The 25,336-nt window shown below is 46.0% G+C and carries 16 protein-coding genes; 14 read left to right on the top strand and 2 right to left on the bottom strand.

Going from position 1 to position 25,336, the window contains the following annotated elements; translation table 11 throughout:
* Positions 1-280: 280 nt before the first annotated feature.
* From HQN88_RS12805 to HQN88_RS12830, 6 genes are all read left to right on the top strand, one after another.
* A complete protein-coding gene (locus HQN88_RS12805) occupies positions 281-2,590 on the top strand; it encodes a helix-turn-helix domain-containing protein (protein WP_173112016.1) in 2,310 nt (769 codons plus the stop codon).
* 254 nt (positions 2,591-2,844) lie between these two features.
* Positions 2,845-3,804: an ABC transporter permease gene (locus HQN88_RS12810; RefSeq protein ID WP_246320207.1), complete on the top strand. Its 960-nt coding sequence runs from the start codon at positions 2,845-2,847 to the stop codon at positions 3,802-3,804.
* A 10-nt stretch (positions 3,805-3,814) separates the two neighbouring features.
* Entirely contained in the window at positions 3,815-4,690 is an 876-nt protein-coding gene (locus HQN88_RS12815; RefSeq protein WP_173112019.1) for a carbohydrate ABC transporter permease, read from the top strand.
* A 109-nt stretch (positions 4,691-4,799) separates the two neighbouring features.
* A complete protein-coding gene (locus HQN88_RS12820; protein ID WP_173112022.1) occupies positions 4,800-6,416 on the top strand; it encodes a type 2 periplasmic-binding domain-containing protein in 1,617 nt (538 codons plus the stop codon).
* A gap of 91 nt (positions 6,417-6,507) precedes the next feature.
* Positions 6,508-10,326, top strand: a complete 3,819-nt coding sequence (locus HQN88_RS12825; protein WP_173112025.1) for a CBM96 family carbohydrate-binding protein — start codon at positions 6,508-6,510, stop codon at positions 10,324-10,326.
* A gap of 91 nt (positions 10,327-10,417) precedes the next feature.
* Positions 10,418-12,007: a discoidin domain-containing protein gene (locus HQN88_RS12830; protein ID WP_173112028.1), complete on the top strand. Its 1,590-nt coding sequence runs from the start codon at positions 10,418-10,420 to the stop codon at positions 12,005-12,007.
* A 337-nt stretch (positions 12,008-12,344) separates the two neighbouring features.
* Here HQN88_RS12830 and HQN88_RS12835 read toward each other — a convergent pair whose 3' ends face one another.
* Positions 12,345-13,031 carry a response regulator transcription factor gene (locus tag HQN88_RS12835; protein ID WP_173112031.1) on the bottom strand — a complete coding sequence of 229 codons (687 nt, stop codon included), beginning with the start codon at positions 13,029-13,031 and terminating at the stop codon, positions 12,345-12,347.
* A gap of 35 nt (positions 13,032-13,066) precedes the next feature.
* Positions 13,067-14,542, bottom strand: a complete 1,476-nt coding sequence (locus tag HQN88_RS12840; RefSeq protein ID WP_173112034.1) for a sensor histidine kinase — start codon at positions 14,540-14,542, stop codon at positions 13,067-13,069.
* 128 nt (positions 14,543-14,670) lie between these two features.
* On the opposite strand from HQN88_RS12840, the gene HQN88_RS12845 reads away from it, so the two are divergent.
* From HQN88_RS12845 to HQN88_RS12880, 8 genes are all read left to right on the top strand, one after another.
* A complete protein-coding gene (locus tag HQN88_RS12845) occupies positions 14,671-15,990 on the top strand; it encodes an ABC transporter substrate-binding protein (RefSeq protein WP_246320208.1) in 1,320 nt (439 codons plus the stop codon).
* Between the two features lie 72 nt (positions 15,991-16,062).
* Complete coding sequence (locus tag HQN88_RS12850; RefSeq protein WP_173112037.1) at positions 16,063-16,953, top strand: carbohydrate ABC transporter permease; 891 nt, start codon at positions 16,063-16,065, stop codon at positions 16,951-16,953.
* A gap of 34 nt (positions 16,954-16,987) precedes the next feature.
* The gene (locus tag HQN88_RS12855) at positions 16,988-17,866 is read left to right on the top strand and encodes a carbohydrate ABC transporter permease (RefSeq protein WP_173112040.1); all 879 of its coding nucleotides are present in this window, start codon (positions 16,988-16,990) and stop codon (positions 17,864-17,866) included.
* Between the two features lie 7 nt (positions 17,867-17,873).
* Positions 17,874-19,286 carry a sulfatase family protein gene (locus HQN88_RS12860; protein WP_173112043.1) on the top strand — a complete coding sequence of 471 codons (1,413 nt, stop codon included), beginning with the start codon at positions 17,874-17,876 and terminating at the stop codon, positions 19,284-19,286.
* 48 nt (positions 19,287-19,334) lie between these two features.
* Complete coding sequence (locus tag HQN88_RS12865; protein WP_173112046.1) at positions 19,335-20,465, top strand: glycoside hydrolase family 88 protein; 1,131 nt, start codon at positions 19,335-19,337, stop codon at positions 20,463-20,465.
* Between the two features lie 587 nt (positions 20,466-21,052).
* Complete coding sequence (locus tag HQN88_RS12870) at positions 21,053-23,311, top strand: helix-turn-helix domain-containing protein (RefSeq protein ID WP_173112049.1); 2,259 nt, start codon at positions 21,053-21,055, stop codon at positions 23,309-23,311.
* Positions 23,312-23,520: 209 nt separating this feature from the next.
* Positions 23,521-24,426 (top strand): ABC transporter permease, encoded by a 906-nt coding sequence (locus tag HQN88_RS12875; protein WP_173112052.1) that lies wholly within the window; start codon positions 23,521-23,523, stop codon positions 24,424-24,426.
* An 18-nt stretch (positions 24,427-24,444) separates the two neighbouring features.
* Positions 24,445-25,329 (top strand): carbohydrate ABC transporter permease, encoded by an 885-nt coding sequence (locus tag HQN88_RS12880; protein WP_173112055.1) that lies wholly within the window; start codon positions 24,445-24,447, stop codon positions 25,327-25,329.
* Positions 25,330-25,336: the final 7 nt, after the last annotated feature.

A 25,336-nucleotide genomic window follows, 5' to 3' on the forward strand; every position in this document is an offset into this window, starting at 1 on the left:
ACAGCAGGAATGCTTAAATTACCTACGTATTTTCCAGTTAATCATCAAAATCCAAACTAAATTAGGAAAATAACTGGAGGTTTTCCAGTTAGTGATGAGTTTGGCATCGATATTCCTTTCGGATGTAAGTAAGAGGAAGAGGCAGTCCTACTTTTTCCAAATCTGAAGCGAAATAGGAAGATACTCTTTACAGCCGCTCGGAGTTAGCTTAGGATGTAGAGAATAGTGAAATGATAGCGGTTACTTGGAAGTAACATCCAGCAGGGGAGGGATTCAGGGGATGTTAAGAACGGCAGATGTGCAAAAAAAGAAGTTTTTCACCAAAGTGTATCTGGTCTGCATCTTGATTGTGTTTTTATATGCCAGTATTGCTGTTGGCTTCCTGATCTATAAGAATATGGAGTCCCTCAACCAGAAGTGGGATGCCAATGCCACAAGATCCGTGGAACAAATGCGGGAACAGATGGATATTCGGCTGCAAGTAGCTTTTAATTTGGTGTACCAATTGAAGCGAACGGAGTATTTTCTGAATTATAGCAATGATGCAACGCGCAATTATGCCAACATTACGTTGGTGCTGGAACAGTTAAAGAAAAATAGGGAAGCTTTCGAGAACTATGGCTACCGGATCGATGTGATGAAACCCGATGACAATTTGGTCATTACGACTTTTGGGACCATTGATAAGGACAAGTACTATAAGGAAATGGCGTTGAAAGCCACAGACATTGAGCAGATCGACGGGTATATCAAAGATTCGAAGTACTCCAATGTCGTGCTGGTACAACAACGATTGTCCGAAACGGAGAATTACGGGTACGATACGATCTCTTTTGTAAAGAAAGAGCTTACGGGCAGGAATGATCTCATGTTCGTTATCTCCTTTTTCAAGGGTGGGTTTTACCCGGACTTACTCAAATTAGATACCCAGGTGAACCGTATCGGTGTACTATCTGGTGATCAATTGGTGGATGTCAAAGAAGATCTCAAAGAAAATGAAGCCAACAGTGGAATTCCAGATGAGGTGCTGGCTCAGATGAAGGAGCGAAGAGCTCCTTATGTGGAACAATATGGCGATGATCAGGCGCATCTCGTGAGTTCTTCTGTGCTGCCGAATGTCAGATATCTGTTTATGCTGTCGGGGTACGCTTGGCAGCCGCAGTTGTCTGGCTTGTTGTTTCATTCGTTATTGTTGTTTGGGTTGCTGCTTGTGATCGGTGCTGGGGTCGCTTTCCTGGCTTCACGGAATATTTACCGGCCTATTCATAATGTACTGACGATTTTCAAGGGATTGGATCAAGGCAGGAGAGGTGTCGGGGATGAAGCGCTGGAGAGCACCGATGATATGTCCTTTATTACGGCAACTGCTGTTAACATCTCCCGCATGAATGACAGCCTGAAGGAAACGATCCAGAACAATCGGTTGTCTCTGCGTGATCATTTTTTACGCAACATGCTTTATGGGATAACCGGCGAGGCAGAAGTCAAGAACAATGCGGATAAATATGGACTAGAGCACGTGCAGCATGACGTTACCGTTGTCGTGATGGAGCTCGTGGACGCGCAAGACTTGGAGGCGCAGTTCCCGGTTGAGACCGTGGTAGAGATCAAAGCGAGGATATTCCGGATGATTCTGGAGGCTGTGAAGAAAGAATTTGATTACGAACAGGTAGAACTGGAGCACAAGCGGCATGTTCTTATCGTCAAAGAGCAGCAGATCGATCGGATGAAACGGATTTTTACCCATATTCTATCCGGCATTGAAGCCGACACGGAGATTCGCGTAGTCGCTGCCATCGGTCGTCCGGTGGTTTCCTTAAGCCACAGCGCCGAGTCATACCAGGATGCAGTACGTTTATTGGAGCGACGGTTTGCGCTGGAAAAGAATACGGTTATCACCGTGAATGATGTCGTGCTGCAAAGTTCAGATATGTACACCTATCCACTAGAACTCGAGCGTGAACTGATTACCTTTGTCCTACAAGGGAAGACAGACCAGGTACAAGCGATTCTATCTCGTATTCTGGATGAGAACTTGGAGGAACGGTATACCGGCGGGGAGAAGCTAGCCCGCTTGGTGCTTGCTGTCGATGTAACGGTGCATCGTATTCTGAACCAGATGAACAAGAGTTATAGGGAGCTATTTGGCCAAGACTCACTCTATGACGAGCTGAAGCAGGCTGGGAACCGCAAACGGGTACGGGAAAGAATCTATGACGTGTTCGCCGTCATTATGGCGAGTATGGCGAATCGCAGTGAGAAGCAAGACCATACCGTAGCAGAGCAGCTTCTAGCGCACATTCATGCGCATTTCAATGAGGATATCTCGCTGTCTGACATTGCGGAGCAATTCAACCTATCATTGGGCTACATCAGTCTGTTGTTCAAAAAGTTCACAGGGGAGAATTTTAAGGAATATTTAAACCAATACCGAGTAACCAAGGCGAAGGAATATCTGAATGCTGACGAAGTATACAGCATCAATGATGTAGCAGGAAAAGTAGGCTGCAACAACGTCAATACGTTCATCCGCATTTTCAAAAAATACGAAGGTGTATCTCCTGGCCAGTATGCCAAGCGAAATGAATGAACCTAATTGGAAAAAATTATGGAAGCAAAGCCCCGGCACATGCCGTGGGCTTTTGTATTATTAACACTTGGACGCTCATTGTTATGTAAGCGTTAACAATATAATCGAGACCATTAAAATAATCAAGATTTCGCACCAATCAAAATTATCGAGATGTAGTAAAATAATGAGGATTTACGGATATTGGAAGCCGATGCTACACTTCAACCGTGAGAACCAAGCAGCGAGAGTAAGAGAAGGAGTGGGAATTGTCTATGAGTATGAAAACGGCTATATGGGAACCAGGCGCACATGCAAGAGCGAGCACACGGCACAGGATTTTGCACAATTTAAAAAGAGACCGCTTTCTTTACTTGCTTATTGTTCCATTTATCGCCTGGTACCTTATCTTCCAGTATTATCCGATGCTGGGGTTGCAAATGGCTTTCAAAAAATACAGTATATACAAGGGACTATCTGGAAGTCCTTGGGTAGGGTTTGATAATTTTGTAACTTTTTTCAAAGGTCCCTACTTCTTAAGAACGTTGAAAAATACGATCTTGATCAGCGTATATAGCCTAATTTTTGCTTTTCCGGCGCCGATTATATTGGCTTTACTGCTGAATGAAGTGAAGAACATGCTGTTCAAACGAACCGTTCAGACACTCACCTACTTGCCGCATTTTATATCCATTGTCATCGTAGCGGGGTTTGTTACTAACTTCTTATCTCCAACGAATGGCATTATCAACTTGCTGTTAGCAAAGTTGGGTCTTGAAAAACTGTATTTTCTGGTGGTCCCGGAATATTTTCGAACCATCTTCATCTCCATGAATATATGGCGGGAAGTCGGGTTCGGATCCATTATTTTCATTGCTGCTCTCTCCGCCATTCATCCTGAACTTCATGAAGCCGCTGTCATTGACGGGGCGAACAAATGGAAGCGAGTGCTGCACGTAACCCTGCCAGGGATCATGCCTACGATTATGATTATGTTGATTCTAAAAATAGGCAACCTGTTGGATGTCGGATATGAGGCCATCATTTTATTGTATCAGCCTTCTACGTATGAGGTTTCTGATGTGATCAGCACGTATGTGTACCGGACGGGACTACAAGATGGTCGTTATGATATCGGCACCGCCGTAGGATTGTTCAATTCTGTTGTCGGTCTTGTGTTGGTGATATGTGCCAACAAATTAAGCAAAAAATATACCGAAAGCGGTTTATGGTAGGAGATGACCTATGAAATTCCTGACACCTGGAGAAAAGATTTTTACATGGTGCAACTATCTATTTCTTGCCCTTTTGGCTGCAGCGACTTTGTATCCATTCCTGTATGTCGTCTCAGCTTCCTTAAGTTCCTCGAATGCCGTTTTATCCGGAGATGTGGTGCTGTTTCCTAAAGAATTGACGCTGCAGGCATTCCGGCAAGTATTGACGGAGGCTGGCATTTGGCGGGCCTATGGGAATACCGTATTCTACACGATAGCTGCAACCTGTCTGCAGATCGTCTTCACCATTATGGGAGCGTATCCGTTATCCAAGAAAAGATTCATGGGTAGAACCCCAATCAGTTTCTTTATCGCATTTACGATGCTATTCAATGCAGGTATGATTCCTTTCTATTTGACAATCAAAGAGCTTGGCATGTTGAACACCAGATGGGCGTTATTGATTCCTTTTGCTGTAACCACTTTTCTGGTCATCCTGCTCCGCACGAACTTCCAGTCCATACCGGAAGAGATGGAAGAGGCCGCCAAGGTGGACGGTGCGTCAGACTTTCAAATTCTGACCCGTATCTATTTACCGGTATCCAAACCTGCGCTGGCCACCATTTCACTGTTCTATGCCGTGGGCACTTGGAATTCCTATTTTTGGGCCATGGTGCTGATTCAAGATGAGAGTAAGGTTCCTTTGCAAGTGCTTTTACGCAGACTAGTCGTATCTATGAATCCTACGGAAGGCATGATGGCAACGACGGATTCAACCGTGCTGTTCTCTCAGGAAACCGTTATTTACGCAACGATTGTTATCGCGATTATTCCAGTGATTGTGGTCTACCCTTTTATTCAAAAATATTTTACCGCCGGTGCTATGGTGGGCTCCGTTAAGGGGTGAAAAGAAGGCAATTTGCATCTTAAGGGAGGTGGTGCCTCCTCGATAGGCACTATAAGTAGAGAAAATGAATCACTATCATTTTGCACATACCTAGGGAGGTTGCATGTCAATGAAACGCAAAGCATGGAAGACCGCAGCTGCAGCTGCTGCATTATCTGTCAGTATGATCACAGGTTGCTCATCGGATAAAGAACAGACCACAGCTTCTCCATCTGCACAGGCTTCGCCGCAATCCGCTTCAGCTGCCCCGGCAAGTCCACAATCCTCACAAGCCAGCTCCAAACCGATTACGTTAAGTATTCATATGCACTACGGAAATGGGGGTGGCGGGGATAAAGTATTCAATGACGAATGGCCCGTCTTCAAAAAGGCAGCTGAGCTAACCAATGTGACTTTAAAGGGTACTGCTTCCAAAACGCTGACTAATAGCGCTGAAGCATACAATTTGATGCTGGCGTCAGGGACTTTATCCGATATTATTCATTTCGGCAAGAAGGAAGATGCCAACAAGCTAGGAGGCGAGGGAGGCCTCGTTGCGCTAAACGATTTAATTGATAAAAATGCGCCCAATATTAAGAAGTTTTTAGACAGCCGCCCGGACGTACGCAAGTATTTGACTTCCGCAGATGGCAAAATCTATTATGTCTCCTTTGTTCCAGATGGAGCTGCCTCCACGGGATGGTTTATACGCCAGGATTGGCTCGATAAACTGGGACTCAAAAAGCCAACGACGGCGGATGAGTATTACAGTGTCTTGAAGGCTTTCCGGGACAACGATCCGAATGGAAACGGCAAGAAAGATGAGATCCCTTATTTTAACCGTCAATCCTTCGGGGTCTACTCGCTGCTTAACCTATGGGATGCCGGTACGGGCTATAAAGTAGATCCGAAAACAGACACCGTTGTCTACGATCCGATCAATCCTACCTACAAAACGGGGATGACGAACCTAGCCAAGTGGTATGGAGAAGGGCTGATCGACAAAGAAATTTTCACCCGCAAAGGTGACACTAGGCTGGTTATGCTATCGGATAACCTCGGCGGCTCCACGCATGACTGGTTCGCTAGTACGTATGGCTACAATGTGAAAGCCAAAGATAAAGTGCCGAATGTGAATCTGGCGCCAATCCCACCTGTGGCCAGCATGACAGGAGATACCTCGTGGTTCGATTACCGTGCCACTGTGAGTCCATCCGGCTGGGGTATTGCCAGCTCTAACAAGAATCAAGTCGAAACAATCAAATACATGGATTTCTGGTTCAGCGATGAAGGGCGTCGACTTGCCAACTACGGTTTGGAAGGTCAAACCTATGACATGGTAAGCGGCAAACCGGTCTTCAAGAAGTCGCTGCTGGATACGGGCAACGTGCTGCTCAATTTGCAGAAGATGGGCGCGCAACAAGAGATCGGCTTCTATCAGAATTTTGATTATGAGAAGCAATTTACGCCAGAGGGTGTATTGGCTTCCATCGATGAGTATAACGCTAAGTATATTAAGAAAGTCAGCGTGCCGAATCTGAACTTTACGGTGAAAGAGCAAGAGCGCTTGAAAGAGTTGGAAGGGCAGATTGAAACGTACCGCGTGGAGACAGGGCAGAAGTGGTTGTTAGGTGCAGAATCCGTTGAAGCCAAATACGACGATTTCGTCAAACAACTGAAAACACTAGGCATTGATGAAGTGTTGAAGATTAAGAACGAGGCTTATGCGCGTTATAAGAAAGGCTGATCTACTTTACATGTTTCCGGGCTGTGCATCTTGCGACAGCCCGGCTTGTATGAGGATCGCCACCAAAAATAAGCATGGGGGGGAAATGAGGATGAGAAGGACACTTGGAATGGGCCTTGTATGGGTTATGATACTTGGATTGCTTTCACCTGGGCTCGAGTTCATATCGTATGCTGCAAGCGCTGGCGATGTTAATCCGAACAGCAGTATCCTTACTAGCGTAAATGAAAGCGTGTACAAAGAAGTGGTAGTGAAACCCTCAGCTGACGCCTATACTTTGAACTCTAGGGCAGACACCAATTACGGTTCGTGGGATGTACTTGTTCTGAAGAGGGATAACAGCAGTAATACAACTCGGAAAGTTTATACGAGGTTCGCGTTGGCAGACATGGGTATTCGTGATCCTCAGAAGGTTGTCAGCGTCACACTCCAAGTTTATCGAACCGATACTTCCGGCACAACGGGAGGCGTAGGGGTGTACCCGGTTAATGACAATGCCTGGCAGGAATTGGGCATTACTTGGAATAACGCGCCCGCCAATGTCGCAGATCCGCTAGCCGTCGTCACGGTAGGACCGGCAACCAAGTTCTACGAATTCGATGTGACAGACTATGTGTTGTCCCATTGGCAGGATGAAGCCTTGTCCTTTGCCCTCTTAGGACAGGTGCATAATCAGCAGATTACCTTTGCCTCCAAGGAGCAGAATGCGGCAGGAGTGGGAAGAGAGCCTCGACTCGTACTGAGGACTACTCAGACGCCTCTAACCTCCATCGAAGTCGTCAATCCGCCGCTGAAGACTGTCTATTATCCAGGCGATAAGCTGGATCTGACGGGTCTGCTCGTCAATGGTCATTATGAAGATGGCTCAGTGACGCCATTGACGGCTTACTCAGTGAGTGGCTTTGACAGCAGCACGCCAGCCGCAGTGCAGACGATTACCATATCCGTCGAAGGTCAAACAACCCATTTCCACGTGGAGGTTCGTCCGCCATCTGGGGTGAATGTTCCTACGTGGCCGGTCGGGAGTACGCTGACGGCAACCGGCACATCCAAGACGAAGACAATTCTGGCTTGGCCTCAAGCGTTGGATAATGAAGATGTTACAGGCTACCGATTGTTTAACGGGGAGAACCTCATGCGTACATTAAGCAGTGATACTTTCTCGCTCCCGCTCACAGGATTAACACCATCGACATCGTATCACTTCCGTATTGAAGCTGGTGATAGCGAGGGCAATTGGACGCCAGGTCCGGAGTTGGACGTACTGACTGTATTGAGTCCGCCGGTGTTGCCGCAAGTAACTGCGATTGCGAGCGGTACATTTGATCTGGCTGCTTGGACGGTGGCTGTGAATTCCGACGGCAAAGGGGTATGGGAAGCGCCAAGCGGCAATCTCGCTTTAACGACCTATGCGAGCGCAGGGTCTGATCCGCTTCGCAACGTGATTGTTCATCAGACACCGTATATTGGTGATTTTGTCTGGACCGGCAAGGTGATGGTGACACCGCGAAGCGATTGGGACGATCTAGCTGTCGTGTTCAACTATGTGGATGAGAAGAACTACTGCTTTGTTTCTTTGAATAAAAGCAATGACGATGCGACCAACGGTATTTTCCGTGTCGTGAACAATTCGCTTGTTCAACTCAAGGATTTCGACATTGGCCTGCTGAAGCCTGGCACGGCGCAGGAGCTGAGAATTGACCGACTAGGGTCGATTATCCGTGTGTATCTGGACGGTGATTATATCGGTGAGGCGGAGGAATCTCAGTATGCAATTGGTCGTGTAGGTTTCGCGAGCGCGAACGATCGGGTCACGCTTTCCGAAATGAACGTATACGGAACAGAGTTGATTGATCTGCTGCCGCCAGAATTGCCGCGACAGTTTACAGCGGAGGCACAATCCTCCAAAGCTATTCGATTATCGTGGACAGCTTCCACGGACGATTCGGGCATTAAGCTATATTCCGTCTATCGGGATGGCGAGCTGCTCGGCACGACGAACCTCACGGCTTATGTAGATGAGGGACTGACACCGCTGACCGCATACCGCTATTATGTGACGGCAACCGATGTAGCCAATAAAGTTTCGGAGCCAAACACAATCGTGACGGCAACCACCCTGGGGCAGGATCTGCATCCCTTCCCGTTCAGTCACAGCTTGATCGACAGCGCGCTCCGCGAGCCCTTGCTGCAATATCAGCTAAGTCTGGAGTGGACGTCGCACAGCTTGCGAAGCGGCACGGTGTTGATGTATCTGACGACAGCAGCTTTGTATGACCCTTCGTATAAGGGCAGCGACGGTACGATGATTAAAAGCCGGATTCTGGCGCATATTCGCAATATGCTAGTACCCGGAAGTAAGCGGGAGCCTGGTGCCTCTGGTTCATTGGATACTTCGGCGACATCTCTCGCAATCCAAGCACTTGATCTCGCATCGACGATTCCTGCCGTCTGGAATGAGCTAACTCCGGAGGAGAAAGCCAAAATAACCCTCATTATGCAAGCGCATTTGGTAACTGCGCATTGGGGACATGACGATGACAACAATTTTTCGACGGGAATCGATCAGTTGGGTAATTTCAACAAAGGCTGGAATCCCAATTATGTGGAAGGCGCTATTGCCAGTGCGCTAGCTACGGTCCGCTATCTCGGGGGTGCCGATAAGGCTAATGCCTTCCTGATCAGTTTTGACTATGACAGCTTTATGAGCAAGCTTCAAGCAGCGGGGCTTTCCAGTATTGCCTGGACCTTCCGTCAAACCGGCAAGTCCGCGCTCGAGGCAGCGGTGAAGAATGAATTTACGTTTAGAGGTCACACGTTGGCTCAGCCATTCGAATGGATGAAAGACCGCGCGTTGATTATGTACAACAAAACGGTGAAAGCTCAGCTATACAGCAACGATACGCTGCGGGCATTTGTCATTAACCCGGAAGGATTACCGAATGTCGGCATGATGGGAATGGCTCAAGAATTCGATTCGGTGGATGCGAATGGCATTCGAAGTGATCTCGATTATGTGACAAGGGGGTGGAATAACAGCATTCTTAGTTTGCTGGAGGCCTATTATTATGGTGTTGCGACATCGGGTTCTCCAGAGGATCTGGCGTTGATCCAATCGCGATATGCAATTGGCAGTACAGATCTCATCTATAAAGCGGTCAATGGGTATTCCGGTTATGCGAAAGGGAAGTCGCTTGGCATTCGGGATGAATTCACCGCAGATGCTAATGTGGGTTACGATTGGCTGAAGGAGCTTTGGGAGAATGTGATTAGCCAGCCTGCCCGGATTCCGGTGCGGAATGTGGAGCCTGTACTTCCTGTCTTAGCCGTTGGTAAACCTGGTTCGGTCGTACTATCAGACGACAATGGGCAGGATACGGGTCTGCTGGATGGTCATTACAAAGTTACCATGCATATGTGGTATGGCGATAACGGCACACGTTACAAACTCTATGAGAATGATGTGTTAATTGATACACAGGTTCTTACGGACCAATCGCCTAACGCGCAATCTGCGGTAACTTCGATTACCAATAAACGGAATGGTACCTATAAGTACCACGCGGAGCTTTCGAATACGTTTGGTACGAGCAAAAGCCAAGATTTAACCGTGATCGTCAAACAGGCAACTCCTGCTAAACCCGTTCTTGCTAACGATAATTGGGATGGTGACGGAAATTTCAATGTTAACATGAACATGTGGTGGGGAACCAATGGTACGACCTATAATCTGTATGAAAATGGCGTACTTATTTATTCGCAAGCATTGGCTGTGAATACGCCAAATGCTCAATCCGTTGTGGCAAATATAACAAATAAAGTAAAAGGTACGTATGAGTATCGTGGTGAACTTGTGAATTATGCGGGTGCGACATCCAGTGATACGATGACTGTCAAAGTAACGAAGTGAAGGAACTGAAGAGCACTGAAGGCTATGTCATAATCATCTATTAGGATAAACACGCTAGTCCGTAAAGGACGGCGTATGAGGAGATGACTTGATGAAGAAGAATATGTCTATGTTCGCTTTCTGTCTGGTTGTTCTGTTTACACTGGCTTGTTTACTTCCAGGATGGGAAACACCTGCTTATGCGTCCAGTAACTTGGCTCTAGGTAAAACCGCTGTCGCGAGTTCGGTGAAGAATAGTGCCTTAGCCGCCAGTAAAGCTACAGACGGTGACAGCACCACTACCCGCTGGGGCTCAAACTACACAAGCAGCGAATGGATGTATGTGGATCTGGGATCGTCGCAAAATGTAGGCAGCGTGACGATCCAGTGGGGAGTCGCCTATGCAACAGCTTATAAGATCCAGCTTTCCAGTAATGCCTCCACTTGGACGGATGTGTATGCAACTACGAGTGGTGATGGCGGCGTTGACGCCATTACGCTTGCAGCAGCAGCCACAGCCAGATATGTGCGCGTACAGGGGATCACCCCTGCAACGACGTATGGCTATTCCATCTATGAATTAGAGGTGTATGCACCGTCGGGAACGACGGATCCTGGTCCAGACCCAGGAGATGAGCCTGATCGCGATGCTTCATTTGGACCTAACGGTACGCACTGGCCGTCGCTGATTCCTACGCCATTTATGTACGACACCAACGTTGCCAACATTATCGAAGTGAGCAACTCCTGGTCGGCGATCAACACGGCGATCGCCGGCGTGACGTCTGCACAGGCAGAAGCAGGTGTGTTGATTCGGGTTGCGCCCGGCACCCTGACGGGCAACGGGGCTGGTTCAGGTAATACGCCGGTGCTGCAAAATTTAGGGTCTTCCTCGTGGACGAAGCGAATTACAGTGGCTCCTCGTGATGGTTATGGAACGGTGGTCATTACAGGAGGAGCTTTGATCAAGAATGTGCGTGGCGTCGCTTTCGCGGGACTGATCGCTGACCAGATCAAGCTGGAAGGCTGCGACCGCTCAGCCTTGGCTTGGACCAAAGTGACCCGATGGTTGGCAGGCTACGGTATCGCAAATCAGACAACATCCATGGTAGAATTCAGCGAAGTTGTCATGCCGGATTCTCAAGTGGTCGACGGTGATGCCTCAGATTTCTATTCCGTGTCGTCTGGCCCTATTGACGGGTGGCGCTTCGATGGCATCTATCTTGCACCGCACTTCTTTAATCCTGCTACCACACCGAAGCCGCATACGGATACGATGCAATTCGCTGGTTCGGGTGCATATTCCAATATGACAATCCGCGATTCCGCGATCTTCTCCAGTAATAATTGTTCAATTCAGACAGGCAGCTTGAACGGGCTGGTGCTCGAGCATAGTTATCTTGCAGCGGGGAGCGTAGCCCGAAGCCGCTATCCTTTCCTTGCCGGAGGATCTACGGAAGCCGGGACAGCAGCATTTAATGGCAACGGCACGAACTTTGTAGCGCTGGACTCCGTTATCATCGGTGGAATGGGCTCGGCATCTTGGACATCGGCAAGCAACACGAAAACCAGCTATGCCTATCAGGCATCCCAGCAGCCGGCCAGCGGTTCATGGACAGTGGATACGACCTTGTCCGCCACCAATCCGACCATGCCGCCTATGCCAACGGATACGTATTTAAACTCGATTTGGGGGAACTGAGAGAGGAAAGAAAGAAGACCTAGCTGCTAGGTCTTCTTTTTTGTTATTTGATGATCTTCTTTACTTCTGGAAAATAAATGGATTTTCTACAGTTAAATCTTTCGATTTCCTGAGCAATCGCAGGATAGATGGATAACCTACAGTTATTTTTAACCATATTAGCCCATCTGAACAAAAGAGGCGGGAATAACTACATATTTACCATCTAAATCGACTTTTTTAGGGAAAATCTAGTAAATAGATGCACTTTTTCCATTTAATGCAATGTCCGACACGATCGACAATCCGCTGTTAGCGGTTTACTCTCATAGAAAGCGCCTCAAGCCGCTCCGTTCACCTAAAGCTTTTTCATAACCTCAAAAATGCGCAAATCGTTAATCGTTTGAATCACCATCGCCGAATCGGGCATTTGGAATTTCTTCAGAATGGAATTGATCTGCTTCTTGATCGTTTCATACTCGACGCAGCGTTCTTCGGCGATTTGCTTTCGTTTCTTTCCTTCGCACAGCAGTCTTAGCACCTGCAATTCGCTGGGTGTAAGCTCTGAAATAATTTGAATAATATTCAGCAGGGAGCTTTCTGCTCGTTTCACGCGTGCAAATTCTTCGCGTATCTTCTCCGCAATCATCGGGCGGATAGGCGATGCATTCACGAAGGCGGAGCGTACCGCTTCCATGATCTCGACATCAGCAGCATTTTTAAGCAAATAATCAGTGATGCCTGTCTGGAAAGCTGCAAAAATGAAGTTCTCATCCTTGTGAACGGTCAGTACGATGATTTTCATCTGCGGGTATTTCTCGTTAATTACTTTGGCCGCTTGAATACCTGCAAACTGGGATTCCATCTCAATATCCATAAGAATGACATCCGGTTGATGCAGCGCTGCTTGAATAACGGCATCGTGACCCGATGAAGCACGCGCCACACAAGCAAAATCATCATGTTTGGCAAATGTCCGTTCCAGCCTTCTGAGGTGGGCTTCCATGTCATCGGCGATGAGAATACGGATAGGTTGTTGTGTCATTTTGCAGAATCCCCTTTCGTCGGCTGTCCAACGCTTTAAATAATCGGCAGGAACACCGTAAAGGTCGTTCCAACGTCTTCCTTGCTTTCTACGACAATCTTGCCATCATGGCCTAAGATGATTTTATGACAGTAGGACAAGCCGATCCCCCAGTTGTTTACCGAAGCTTTTGTGGTGAAAAAAGGATCGAAAATCGCCTCCAAATGCTCCTCAGGAACGCCAGGTCCATTATCGGCAATCCGAATGAGCGCCCAACCGTTCTGCTGACTCCGTTCAACCACAATGCGGCCGTCCTCTCGGAACTGCAGGGACTCGCTGGCATTGAGAAGCAGGTTATAGATGGCTTCGGTCAAATGACCGGAATCAATATAGCTGGTAGCGGGCAATGTGCCAGGCGAATAGTCGATTTGGCAGCTAATAACTTGTTCGCTTAACCGAGCAATAGCCTGTCCCACGGGAATATCGACGGACATCGGCTGAAGATTCAAGTTCATATTTTTAAGCTTATCTGCGGCTTCGTTAATACTGGTGAGTGCCGACTGCGACGATTGTAAAATGAGGTCAAGACTATACAAGGATTCGCTGTCCGCTTGGTGGCGCTCTTTCAGATAGGTCGCTTCGGATTGTATGCCGATCAAATGGTTTTTGAGGGCATGTGTAAAAGCTCGCGTTCCGAGCGTAGCCGTGTCAATGCTTTTATTGATTTGAATATCGCGGTTTTTGCGGTAATTCTCAATGGAGTTAAATTTGTACACGAGATAAATCATTAAGATAAGCGTTAAATAAATGGCAAATGGAAATACAGGAAGTAAGATCGACTGATAGCCAAGGGGTGGCTGAAGATAGTTGAAATATCCTTTCAAATACGTTTCTTTGACCAATACTTTCGGGGCCCATGAGAAAATGAACAGATGGATCACGACGAGTGGAATAAAGAGCAGAACATGATACAGGGTTAAATTTTTGATAAACCTAATTTTCGGATAATTCAAATAATAGTTGATGAGCACGCCAAAAGCAACAAAAAGTATGAGATAGCGAAGACTCATTAAGGCAATTTCGATCGTGTTCAGGAACAGCAGGTTGTTAATCCAATTACTTAGCACAATGTGAAAAGCGGGATCATAGTAAGCCGTTTCGATAATAAAAAAGAGGGAGATACCGCCATAAACGAATCGTTGCTTTGAAAGGCTAAGAGAACGAGTAAAGGCAATGGCAAAGCCGAGCAGCGAGCAGTAGAACAATCCAACGCCGACGTTCAACATCCGAATAAGCCAATTAGGGTTAAACTTGGTAAGAACCAAGTAATTCCATGTGCCAGGGCTAAAATCAAAGAAGCTGTGAATGACATTGAAGTAATAATTGAATTTACTCAGGTATAACGTGAACGATACGAAAGAAAGCACCCAGCCGATGATGATGCCGTACATGAAGCGGGTTGACGCATGATTTAGCTTTTTGTATGTGAATAGAATGGTAAAAATAAGCAGGACTAACGTAACGAACAGCATCGGATCACATCCTTCTCTTCTGCCAAAAGGGGGAATAAAACATTCATCTGTCAGACTCCTTGGCATCTACGTATAATTCAAATTAAGAAAACGCAAACAAATCATATCAAAAAAAGGGTGAGTGTCCAATGAAAAAAAGTTTGAAGCTTAGCGTGACAGGCACATTGTTATTGGGATTGCTAGCAGGATGCGGCTCCGCTGGGACAACGACGGGAGATAAAAATACGACTTCCCCGGATGCCAAAGCGGCACAAGTCAATTTGAAAGCAACGGTACTTCCGGATGATTTGGAAACGTTTAAAACGGCTTATGCCGAATTTAGCAAAGAGAACCCGAATATTGGGGTGCAATTTGATACCATTCCACAAGCGCAGTATTACGAGAAGCTTCGCATGCAGCTGTCCTCAGGTGAGGATATGGATTTGTTCGGTGGGACGATGGAACTGTTCTTGGATACTGGTATCTTAGAGCCCTTAGATGATTATGTCAAAAAAGCGAACGTAGATGTATCTGGTTTCGGTCCTTTATACGATTCGTTAAAAGTAAACGATAAAGTGTTCGGACTTCCCTATCGGAAATCCAATTGGATGTTGTTCTACAACAAAACATTGTTCGACCAAGCGGGTGTTGCTTACCCGAAAGCCGATATGACATGGAACGATTTCCGTGAACTAGCGAAGAAGATGACAAAAGGCGATGGCACGAATAAGGTTTATGGGGCATTCGTCCATCCATGGGCACAAACGTGGTATATGCAAGGCGTTCAAGCTGGTGCTTCGATCATTGATAAAGATTTATCCGCGTTCAAAAAGGGGCTTCAATTCCGAATGGACATGGAAAAAGACGGCTCCATCATGGGCTGGGCTGAACAAATCACAACGTCCGCTCATTACAACGCCGCTTTCCAAAAGGGGAATATCGCGATGAACCTTATCGGAGATTGGCATGTGGCACAGCTCAGACAAGCAGAAACAGAGAAGAAAATTAGCTTCGATTGGGACGTTGTGCCGGTTCCGCATCCAGATGGCGTAGCTGCTAACACAAGCTTGGCGACTCCGGTATCTTTGATGGTCAGTAAAAACTCCAAGCACAAAGAAGAAGCGTTCAAAGTGGTTGAATTCATGACGGGTGTGAAGGGCGCAAAGCAATTTGCAGCCAAAGGCTTCCTCACAGGCTATATCAACGATGATATTCGTAAGACTTATATTGGCGATGGCAGCTTGAAACCTAAAAACATCCATTATTTCGTGGAACAAAAGGAATATCCAGAATATCCGTTGCTCCCTGGTGTGAAAAACATTTTAGTGAACAGCGTCTACAAACAAGAAGGCGAAATGGCGCTAACAGGTGCTCAAACCGTCGATCAAGCGATTCAAAAGATCGGTCAACGTGTAGCATCTGAATGGGCAGATAAATATGCGAAGGATTTCAAAGCAGGCAAGAAATAAGTTATAGAACAGAAACAGTCGGGCTTCGCTGAATGAAGGTGGAGCTCGATTGCTTCAATAGGGGTGGAGTATATGAAGGTCACAAGCAAAGCATTACGACGTAATCGGTTGACAGGGTATACATTTTTGCTTCCCAATATACTTGGATTTTTAATTTTCATTTGCTTGCCGGTTTGTGCTTCCTTCCTTATGAGCTTTACAGAATGGAATGGATTTGGCGAAATTAAGTGGGCTGGAATATCGAATTATACGCACTTATGGCAGGATGAAACGTTCCGTATCTCACTGCTTAACAGTTTAATTATGACAGCTGTTTCCGTACCGGTGACATTGTTCCTTGCAATTTTGGCAGCAGTCGCCCTCAATAAAGGTTTGAGAGGCGTTAAAATATTCCGAACGGCGATTTTTCTGCCGCATATTACGGCAACGATTGCTGTAGCCGTCGTGTGGCAGCTGCTTTATAACCCGACCATGGGTCCCATTAACGGAATACTCAGAAGCATCGGAATCGATAATCCGCCTATGTGGCTGGCTTCGACACAATGGGCACTTGCCTCGGTCATTATCGTCAGTATCTGGCATTCCATCGGTTACTACATGGTTCTTTACTTAGCAGGGTTGCAGGGGATTCCTAAAGATCTATATGAAGCAGCTGAAATCGATGGTGCAGGTAAAGTCGCACAATTCCGCAAAATTACGATACCGATGCTGTCTCCTGTCATTTTCTTTACGGTAATTATGGGCATCATCAATTCATTCAAAGTATTCGATCTGGTGTTCGTCTTGACCAAAGGAGGACCGGGTCGTTCAACGCACATGTTGGTTTACGACATTTATTACACGGCTTTCCAACGTTTTGAATATGGCTATGCCTCAGCAATGGCTTACGTGCTATTCACGATTATTCTCATTATTACATTGATTCAATTTAGAGGACAAAAACGTTGGGTGAACTATTCCTAACGAGCGGATTGCTTGAGAGAAAGGAGAAGCCAGCATGAGTATGCAATTAGAATCAAGTCAGTTCACCATGAGGCTGTCGAAGCGTCCACAGCTTGGCGCAGTAGTGAGAAAAGCAGTGTTATATCTCGTCGTTACTGCTGTTGCCTTGTCCATGGTTGTTCCTTTCCTTTGGATGCTATCCGCATCCGTGAAGTCCGAGGCAGAAATATTCAGCTTCCCGATTCAGTGGATACCGAGTCACTTTTACTGGTCGAATTATAGCAAGGTATGGACGGAGCTTCCATTTTTCACCTATTACTTAAATACGATCAAAATTGCCGTACTTACCACGCTGCTGCAAATTATTACGTGTTCCACGGCAGCTTACGCATTTGCTAAAGTGAAATTTCCTGAACGGGATAAATTGTTCTTCTTATATGTGGCGACGATGATGGTACCTTACCAAGTGATGATGATTCCCCAGTTCATGTTAATGAAGAAAATTGGGCTCATGGATTCACACTGGGCGTTGATTCTTCTTGGAGCATTTAGTCCATTTGGAGTGTTCTTGTTCAGACAGTTCTTTATGGCCATTCCGGAAGAACTTTCAGAAGCAGCGAGAATTGACGGACTGAGCGAGTTCGGTATTTATTCGCGGGTTATTCTTCCCTTGATGCGCCCGGCGATTGCCAGCTTAACGATTTTTACTTTCATGCATGCGTGGAACGATTTCCTCGGGCCTTTAATCTACTTGAATTCGGATAGCTTGTTTACGCTCCAGCTCGGCATGCAGCATTTCCAATCAGAGCATGCGACGGAGTATGGGCCTTTGATGGCAGCTGCGGTATGCGCCATTATTCCAACGATTCTGATTTACTTTATGGCCCAAGACCATTTCGTCGAAGGGATTTCCGCAGGCGCGGTAAAAGGGTGAGCCTGACATGAAGCCTAATATCATTTATATTTTTGCAGATCAATGGCGAAAGCAAGCTGTTGGGTTTACCGGCGAAGATCCGGTTATCACCCCGAATATCGATCAATTCGCACAGGAGAGTCTGGTATTTAACCATGCGCTCTCTTGTACGCCACTATGCTCGCCGCACCGGGCAGCGCTCATGACAGGTAAATATCCGCAGTCGACGGGGGTCTATACGAACTGTAAAATCGGTGCGGACGTTATGCTGAGTCCCGACGAGGTAGGTATCGGAGATGCGTTGAAGGGTGCGGGGTATCAAACGGGTTATATCGGTAAATGGCATTTGGATTTACCTGAGCAGAATGTGTGTCCAGAGCCTGTATCCGGTGCGCGTGAGTGGGATGCGTATACACCGCCAGGTCCGAAGCGGCACGGCTTTGATTTCTGGTATTCCTACGGTGCGTATGATCATCATCTGAAGCCTCATTATTGGAAAGACACACCGGAAATGATTCAAGTGGATCAATGGTCATTGGAGCATGAGACGGATGTGGCACTGGACTTTATTCGGGCAAAAGGGAAAGCGCAAACGGGGGAACCCTTTGCTTTATTTGTCTCTTGGAATCCGCCGCACAGCCCCTTCGAGCTTGTACCTGAACGCTACAAGGAGCTCTATCGTGGTCGGGAGCTGAGCTTGCGTCCCAATGTGAACGCGGAGCAGTTGGCTGCGCATACAGGGGAGCCATTTGAGAGCGGAGATGAGGCCCTGCTCCGGTACACGCGGGATTATTTCGCAGCGGTATCAGGCATGGATGAGCAGTTCGGTCGAATCTGGCGGGAAGTTCAGGAGCTTGGACTTGCAGAAAATACGCTGATCGTGCTCACGTCGGATCATGGAGAGCTCATGGGCTCGCACGGCCTCATGGCGAAGCATTCCTGGCACGAGGAATCCATCGCGATTCCTTGTGTGATGAGCTGGAGAGGGACAATTGAGCAGGGGAGCACGGATGTGCTTTTTAACAGTGTGGATATTATGCCTACGCTGCTCGGACTAGTCGGTGTGCCCGTGCCTGTGTCCGTTGAAGGACTTGACCTGTCCGGCGATTTTCTCGGAAGGAGTCATACGGATGTTGTTTCTGCCTTCATTTGTGCCTTCCCTGGAAGGAAGGATGCAATGGAACTCTTCGCCGCTGCTGGGTTAGACAATCGGAGATTTGGCTGGCGGGGGATTCGCACAAGTCAGTACACCTATGTCGTCCATAAAGGTTATGCGCCTGGCGCAGAAGTGCAGCGATTATTATATGAACATGAAAAGGACCCTTATCAGCTCAACCCTATTGTGTTTAGCGAGCGGCCACATACGGATCTTCTGATGTCATTAGAGGAAGAGCTGCAAAGCTGGTTAATTCGTACAAATGATAAGTTTGAACTGGCGTGAGGATTGAAATACCGAAGATGAAACGGAAAAACAGGGAGGATGACAGCGATGTGGCGTGGAGCAATTGAAGATGCCATCGGCAAAATTCGCCGGAACTTGGAGGGACATCCAGGGACTTTTCCACATATCACCAATGAAAATCGATATGCTTGGTCTGCGAATGAGGAGTGGATCGAAGGGTTTCATACAGGGCTTACTTGGCTAAGCTATGAGTATAGTCAAGAGACATTTTTTCGAGATCAAGCGAAGCAGCAAATTGCAGATTTTAAACAGCGGTTGGCGGCGAAAGTATGCTTAGAACATCACGACATCGGCTTCCTGTATGGATTATCGGCATTAGCAGGATGGATCGTAGAAAAGGACGAAAGTACTCGTGATCTCGCGCTGCAAGCGGCGGATCATTTGTTAGGCAGATGGCGGGAGCAAGGTGGCTACTTGCAAGCATGGGGTTCGGAACATGATGAGAAGAATGGTGGTCGGATTATTATCGACTGCTTGCTGAATTTGCCCTTGCTGTATTGGGCTTCGGAAATAACAGGACTTTCGAAATATGCCGAAGTCGCCTACAAACAGGCTGAGCTGTCCAGACGGTATCTGGTACGGGGCGATGATTCTTCGTATCATACGTTTTATTTTAATAAGGAGACAGGAGATCCACTTGGTGGCGGTACACATCAAGGCTATACGGATGGCTCCACTTGGACGCGTGGTCAGGCGTGGGGCATTTACGGCTTTGCACTTTCGTACCGCTACACGAAGGATCCTGCCTTCCTGCAAACGGCAAAACGGTTGTTACGTTATTTCATTGATCATTTACCAGAAGATCATGTTGCTTATTGGGATTTCAACGTGCCGATTGAAGCGAATACAAGTCGCGACAGCTCGGCATCGGCTATTACGGCCTGCGGAATGCTGGAGTTGTTGGATCTCCTGCCAGAAGAGGATGGAGATCGAGGCTGGATCCAGCAGGGATTGGATCACACGATGCATTCCCTTGTAAACAAGTATGCAACGATTGGTGAAGAAGCGGAAGGCTTGCTGAAACACGGTTCCTATCATGTAAGAGGCAATAATGGCCTGGACGACTATATGATTTGGGGCGACTATTACTATCTGGAAGCCTTAATGCGGTTGGAGCGTGGCATTCCAGGTTACTGGTATGAACGGAAGGCGAAGTAAGATAGTTAAATGTGTGAATTCCTGGTTGGTAGAAGTGGTGGGGGAGTTGGAGTAGGAGTAGTGCTCAATTGAGTAGATAGCTTTCAAATAGATGTAAAAAGTACAGCTAATCTAGCCATTTAGACGGGAATTTAGTAATTAAATGGAAAAAGCACATCTAATTTAAGATAGAATGGCGAATTGGTGGTTTGTAGACGGAATTAACTGTAGAAAATCCATCTAATGCTCCAAAAGGGCGAAAATCAGCAGAAATAACAACATGAAATCCATCTAATTTGTTTGTGGTGGTGGAGGAAGGTTAGTGTGTAGAAGTAAGAGGTAGAAGTAGAAGTAAAGGTAAAGGTAAAGGTAAAGGTAAAGGTAAAGTAGTCTGCATATTTCCAGTTAGTATAGCTTGACCCAACTCCCTATGTGGCAATGGGATCTACCAGCCCCCTTAAAAAAACAGTTAGCATCCGCAAAATCGGATCCTAACTGTTTTTTCATCCTGTACAGGGGTATAAAACATTCACCTATTGGATTCTGGTGAAACTAGGCATAATGATAAGCATAAGTTGATGTCACAGCCCAAAGGATGAACGTTAGCAATGGTGATGAACTTTACGAGATATAGACGCAGGGTTATGACGGTTTTTAACCGTTATTTGTTTTCTTTTACTTTGCTTCTTCTGTTGCCTATGCTATTTTTGGGAATTACAGGGTATTTTCAATTATCAACGATTGTGGGGGACGAAGTTGAGAGAAACAATCAGTCGCTTTTGAATAGCCTCCAGCGCGAAGTTGATAACAAACTCATTCTGATGAATAAAATTGCCAATCAGATTACGGAAGCTCCGGAGCTGTCACCTTATTTACTTGCACAGGAGGACATGTTTAGTGCCTATCAAGGAAAAAAGATATTAGAAAGTAAGATTCTCGATGACAGTATACGTGAAATTGTTCTCCATATCCGCGGATCTGAGAAGTTATACACTTCGTTAAGTACCTATAAAGTTAATGATTTTGCCAGTAAATTTTATCAGTTTACCGAATGGAGCGAAGATCAGTTTAAGGCTGATTTAAATCATGTGAACACCACCATACTTCGGCCTGCAGAGGACGTTAGGATGGAGGGGTTACCTCTTCAACGTTTAATTACGTATCTCGTACCGATTCCAATAAGGAACCAAAAACCGTATGGTACCGTATTGTTTGAATTAAAAGAAGATACCTTACTGAAAGGACTTAATCCCGATCAGCTGTTGCCGAATGGGAATGCGATCGTTTTCGATCAATTAGGCAGGGTAATATCCGCGTATAAACAAGAGGATTTCTTGAAATCTGTCGACTTTTATAAGCAAATTGTGAATGGGGTGGACAAACGGCATATTCAAGAGTTTCAACATCAAAAGTTTGTTGTTTCCTTGCAGAAATCAACGCAAAGTGGTCTGACCTACGTCATTATGCTGCCTTATGCATCCGTTGTTGCACCCGTAAATCAAGCTATCTTGAAGTGGATTAGCTACTTGCTAGTCATTTTAATCATTGGCGGGGCATTCGTTTACGTTGTTATGGTATTGAATTACAACCCGGTTAAAAAGTTAGCTGTTCTCGTAGAAACAATTCGAGGTCAATCGATTCACAAATCGAACGTATTTGAAGCAATTGGCGCTATGATCAACGATATTGCCGATTCTAATCGAACCTTAGGCCGCAAGTTGGAAGAAAATCGCTCAGCGGTTAGAGACCATTTTCTTGGCAGTCTTCTGAAGGGAGAATTTCAAACACTGGACGATGTGAATGAACGGGGTGAAGAGGTTGGTGTTACGTTCCCTTTTCCAGATATCACGGTGATGATCCTAGAGCTCCCCTTTTCCCAATTGTTCTACAGGGAGCAATTGATTGCAGAAGTGGAGCGGCAGTTCGGGGGATATGCCATCGGACATGGAAAGATCAGCTTAGAAGAACGAAGAGCTATTTTTATTGTGTCTTGGGGAGGCAGTCCAGCGGAACGAAAGCTGTGGATGAACGATTTACATGATCATTTGAGTATGACGTTTGATATCCCGATTACACTGGGGATCGGAAACGGATATCGGGAACTTTCGCAAGTGGGACGTTCCTATTTGGAGGCATCAACCGCGATTGATTATAAGATGATCAAAGGCAACCAGCGCGTGATCTTCTTCGATGACCTTATGGCACATGATCATGCCGAATTATTAAATCCCAGACGTGTTCTGGACGAATTGGAGATCGTGCTGCAGAGTGGTGAAGCAGCTCGGATTACCATGTGCGTCCAACAAATCACCTTGAAAATGAAACAAAGCGGAATGACGCTGTTTATCGCCAAAGAACTTTGTTATGACATGATTCATAAATTTAGTACCTGCATGGAGAAGCGCAGACCAGGAAGCGCAATGGATAGCTTACCAGACATTTTAGCATTGACCGATTATACGACATTCGATGAAATTGCTGATGTACTCACAACCGCTTGCACAACATTATGTCATTTCCTTGACCTGCCCAAGTCGGCATCCCCTGCCGTAATGATTGACCAAATAAACCAATATATGCGGCAAAACTATCGTGAATATGATTTCTCTGTACAAAAGATTGCCGAACACTTTGCTCTCTCCCTATCCTATTTGAGCCGTTATTACAAAGAACAGACCGGTCGAACGGTCATGGAATATTTGAAAGAGATAAGGATCGAACAGGCCAAACAGTTGCTTCGAGACCCTAACATGTCTGTTAAGGAGATTGTGCAACAGATTGGTTACTACGATGCGTCTAGCTTTATCCGTACGTTCAAAGGGCAAGTGGGTCTAACGCCTGGCGAATACCGAAAGCAAGTTAAATAGGTGGAGAAACGCTATAAACAGCACATATACGGTTCATATTTGGCATATCAGATTGAAATTCATGGGGATCATAAATCTCGCATAGGTGGATTGGCGATCTCACTTATTTACCCGATGTCGTGTAGATGGTTAGATTACAACTATGAAGGCGGATTCAATACGAGGAAATGCTTCAATAACAAATAAGATCCAGTGGAGGTGAAAACAAAATGTCATTCACGATTAAAAGAATCATTCGTAACTATGATTTGTACTTGCTTCTACTGCCGACGCTTGCCTATTTTATTATTTTTCATTATGTCCCGATGTATGGTGTGCAGATTGCTTTTAAAAATTTCAATCCGATTAAAGGGATCATGGGTAGTCCGTGGGTGGGCTTCGATAATTTTGAACGGTTCTTTCAATCTTATCAACTAGGAACCATTATTAGAAATACGCTGGGGATCAGTATATTTGAGCTTCTCGTGGCATTCCCTGCTCCAATCCTCTTAGCGCTTATGATTAACCAACTGACCAATGAGCGTTTTAAGCGACTTGTGCAAACGATTACATACGCGCCGCATTTCATCTCCACGGTTGTTGTCGTCGGGATTGTGTACTTACTTTTGTCTCCCAAAACAGGTGCTGTAAACAGCCTATTGGGTGTATTCAACATCGAGCCTATCTTCTTTATGGGCAGTGCAGACTGGTTCAAGACTGTGTTTGTCTTCTCCGGCATTTGGCAAAATATAGGTTGGGGAACGATCATCTATCTGGCAGCACTGACGTCTGTGAATCCAGAGTATCATGAGGCAGCGGTTGTCGATGGAGCAACGAAACTGCAGCGTGTCTTTCACATCGATATCCCAGCGATCCTGCCGACTGTTATCATTATGCTGATCATGAATATGGGTCATATGATGAGTGTAAGCTTCGAGAAGGTATATTTGATGCAAAATCAACTCAATATTGATTCATCCGAGACGATTCAAACTTACGTGTATAAAGCAGGACTTGTACAAGCACAGTACAGCTATTCTTCTGCGATTGGGTTGTTTAATACCGTCATTAACTTCATTTTATTAATAAGTGTGAACCAAATTGCCAAATCGTTAAAACAAACGAGCTTATGGTAAAAGGGTGGAGGGAAATGTATGAAGCTGGCTAAAAATAGGACGGACATGACCTTCGATGTTATCAACTATTCGTTGATTGTCGTGCTGCTCCTACTTGTTCTCTATCCGCTTTATTTTGTTGTTACCGCTTCTGTGACAAATCCAGATTTAGTTTACTCTGGAAAACTGTTATTTTTTCCTCAAGAAGTGACATGGGATGGTTATAAAAGGCTGTTTTCCGATGCGACCATTTGGGTTGGTTTTAAAAATTCATTATGGTACACGGTTACCGGAACAACGTTAAATGTCGTGCTGACAGTTATGGCCGGCTACGCGCTCTCTAGGACAGACCTTGTTGGAAGAAATGCTTTCATGTTCCTGCTTGTATTTACAATGTTTTTTGGTGGCGGGCTGATTCCAACCTACTTGCTAGTCAAAGATCTCGGCATTTTAAATACAACATGGGCGATGATCCTTCCGAATGCGGTTTCGGTCTTTAATGTCATCATTGTTCGCACATTTTTTCAGTCCAACGTGCCAACGGAGGTGCTCGAATCGGCCATGATTGATGGATGCTCGAACATTAAGTTTTTTGTGAAAATCGCAATTCCGTTGGCGATGCCGATTGTCGCGGTGATGGTGCTCTTTTATGCCGTAGGGCATTGGAATTCCTATTTCCAAGCGTTGATTTATTTGAAAAGCAACGGCTTGCAGCCGCTGCAAATTATACTGCGGAACATCCTCATTATGAACGAAGGTTCTGACCTGCAGAATTTAATGGACGGCTCACAAGAGCAGCAAAAAAAGCTCGAGTTGATGAAATACGCGATTATTATCGTTTCCAGTCTACCAATGATGATCTTGTACCCGTTTCTTCAGAGATACTTTGTTAAAGGCGCGTTAGTTGGTTCATTAAAAGGGTAGTCACGGA

Origin of the sequence: Paenibacillus qinlingensis (assembly GCF_013204845.1) — a bacterium.
Taxonomy (GTDB): domain Bacteria; phylum Bacillota; class Bacilli; order Paenibacillales; family NBRC-103111; genus Paenibacillus_E; species Paenibacillus_E qinlingensis.

Excerpts from the sequence above, each read along its gene's own strand:
- HQN88_RS12855 (WP_173112040.1), top strand. The coding sequence starts at position 16,988 with ATGAGTATGCAATTAGAATCAAGTCAGTTCACCATGAGGCTGTCGAAG.
- HQN88_RS12865 (WP_173112046.1), top strand. The coding sequence starts at position 19,335 with ATGTGGCGTGGAGCAATTGAAGATGCCATCGGCAAAATTCGCCGGAAC.
- HQN88_RS12860 (WP_173112043.1), top strand. The coding sequence starts at position 17,874 with ATGAAGCCTAATATCATTTATATTTTTGCAGATCAATGGCGAAAGCAA.
- HQN88_RS12875 (WP_173112052.1), top strand. The coding sequence starts at position 23,521 with ATGTCATTCACGATTAAAAGAATCATTCGTAACTATGATTTGTACTTG.
- HQN88_RS12825 (WP_173112025.1), top strand. The coding sequence starts at position 6,508 with ATGAGAAGGACACTTGGAATGGGCCTTGTATGGGTTATGATACTTGGA.
- HQN88_RS12820 (WP_173112022.1), top strand. The coding sequence starts at position 4,800 with ATGAAACGCAAAGCATGGAAGACCGCAGCTGCAGCTGCTGCATTATCT.
- HQN88_RS12805 (WP_173112016.1), top strand. The coding sequence starts at position 281 with ATGTTAAGAACGGCAGATGTGCAAAAAAAGAAGTTTTTCACCAAAGTG.
- HQN88_RS12845 (WP_246320208.1), top strand. The coding sequence starts at position 14,671 with ATGAAAAAAAGTTTGAAGCTTAGCGTGACAGGCACATTGTTATTGGGA.
- HQN88_RS12835 (WP_173112031.1), bottom strand. The coding sequence starts at position 13,031 with ATGACACAACAACCTATCCGTATTCTCATCGCCGATGACATGGAAGCC.
- HQN88_RS12840 (WP_173112034.1), bottom strand. The coding sequence starts at position 14,542 with ATGCTGTTCGTTACGTTAGTCCTGCTTATTTTTACCATTCTATTCACA.
- HQN88_RS12830 (WP_173112028.1), top strand. The coding sequence starts at position 10,418 with ATGAAGAAGAATATGTCTATGTTCGCTTTCTGTCTGGTTGTTCTGTTT.
- HQN88_RS12810 (WP_246320207.1), top strand. The coding sequence starts at position 2,845 with ATGAGTATGAAAACGGCTATATGGGAACCAGGCGCACATGCAAGAGCG.
- HQN88_RS12880 (WP_173112055.1), top strand. The coding sequence starts at position 24,445 with ATGAAGCTGGCTAAAAATAGGACGGACATGACCTTCGATGTTATCAAC.
- HQN88_RS12815 (WP_173112019.1), top strand. The coding sequence starts at position 3,815 with ATGAAATTCCTGACACCTGGAGAAAAGATTTTTACATGGTGCAACTAT.
- HQN88_RS12850 (WP_173112037.1), top strand. The coding sequence starts at position 16,063 with ATGAAGGTCACAAGCAAAGCATTACGACGTAATCGGTTGACAGGGTAT.
- HQN88_RS12870 (WP_173112049.1), top strand. The coding sequence starts at position 21,053 with ATGGTGATGAACTTTACGAGATATAGACGCAGGGTTATGACGGTTTTT.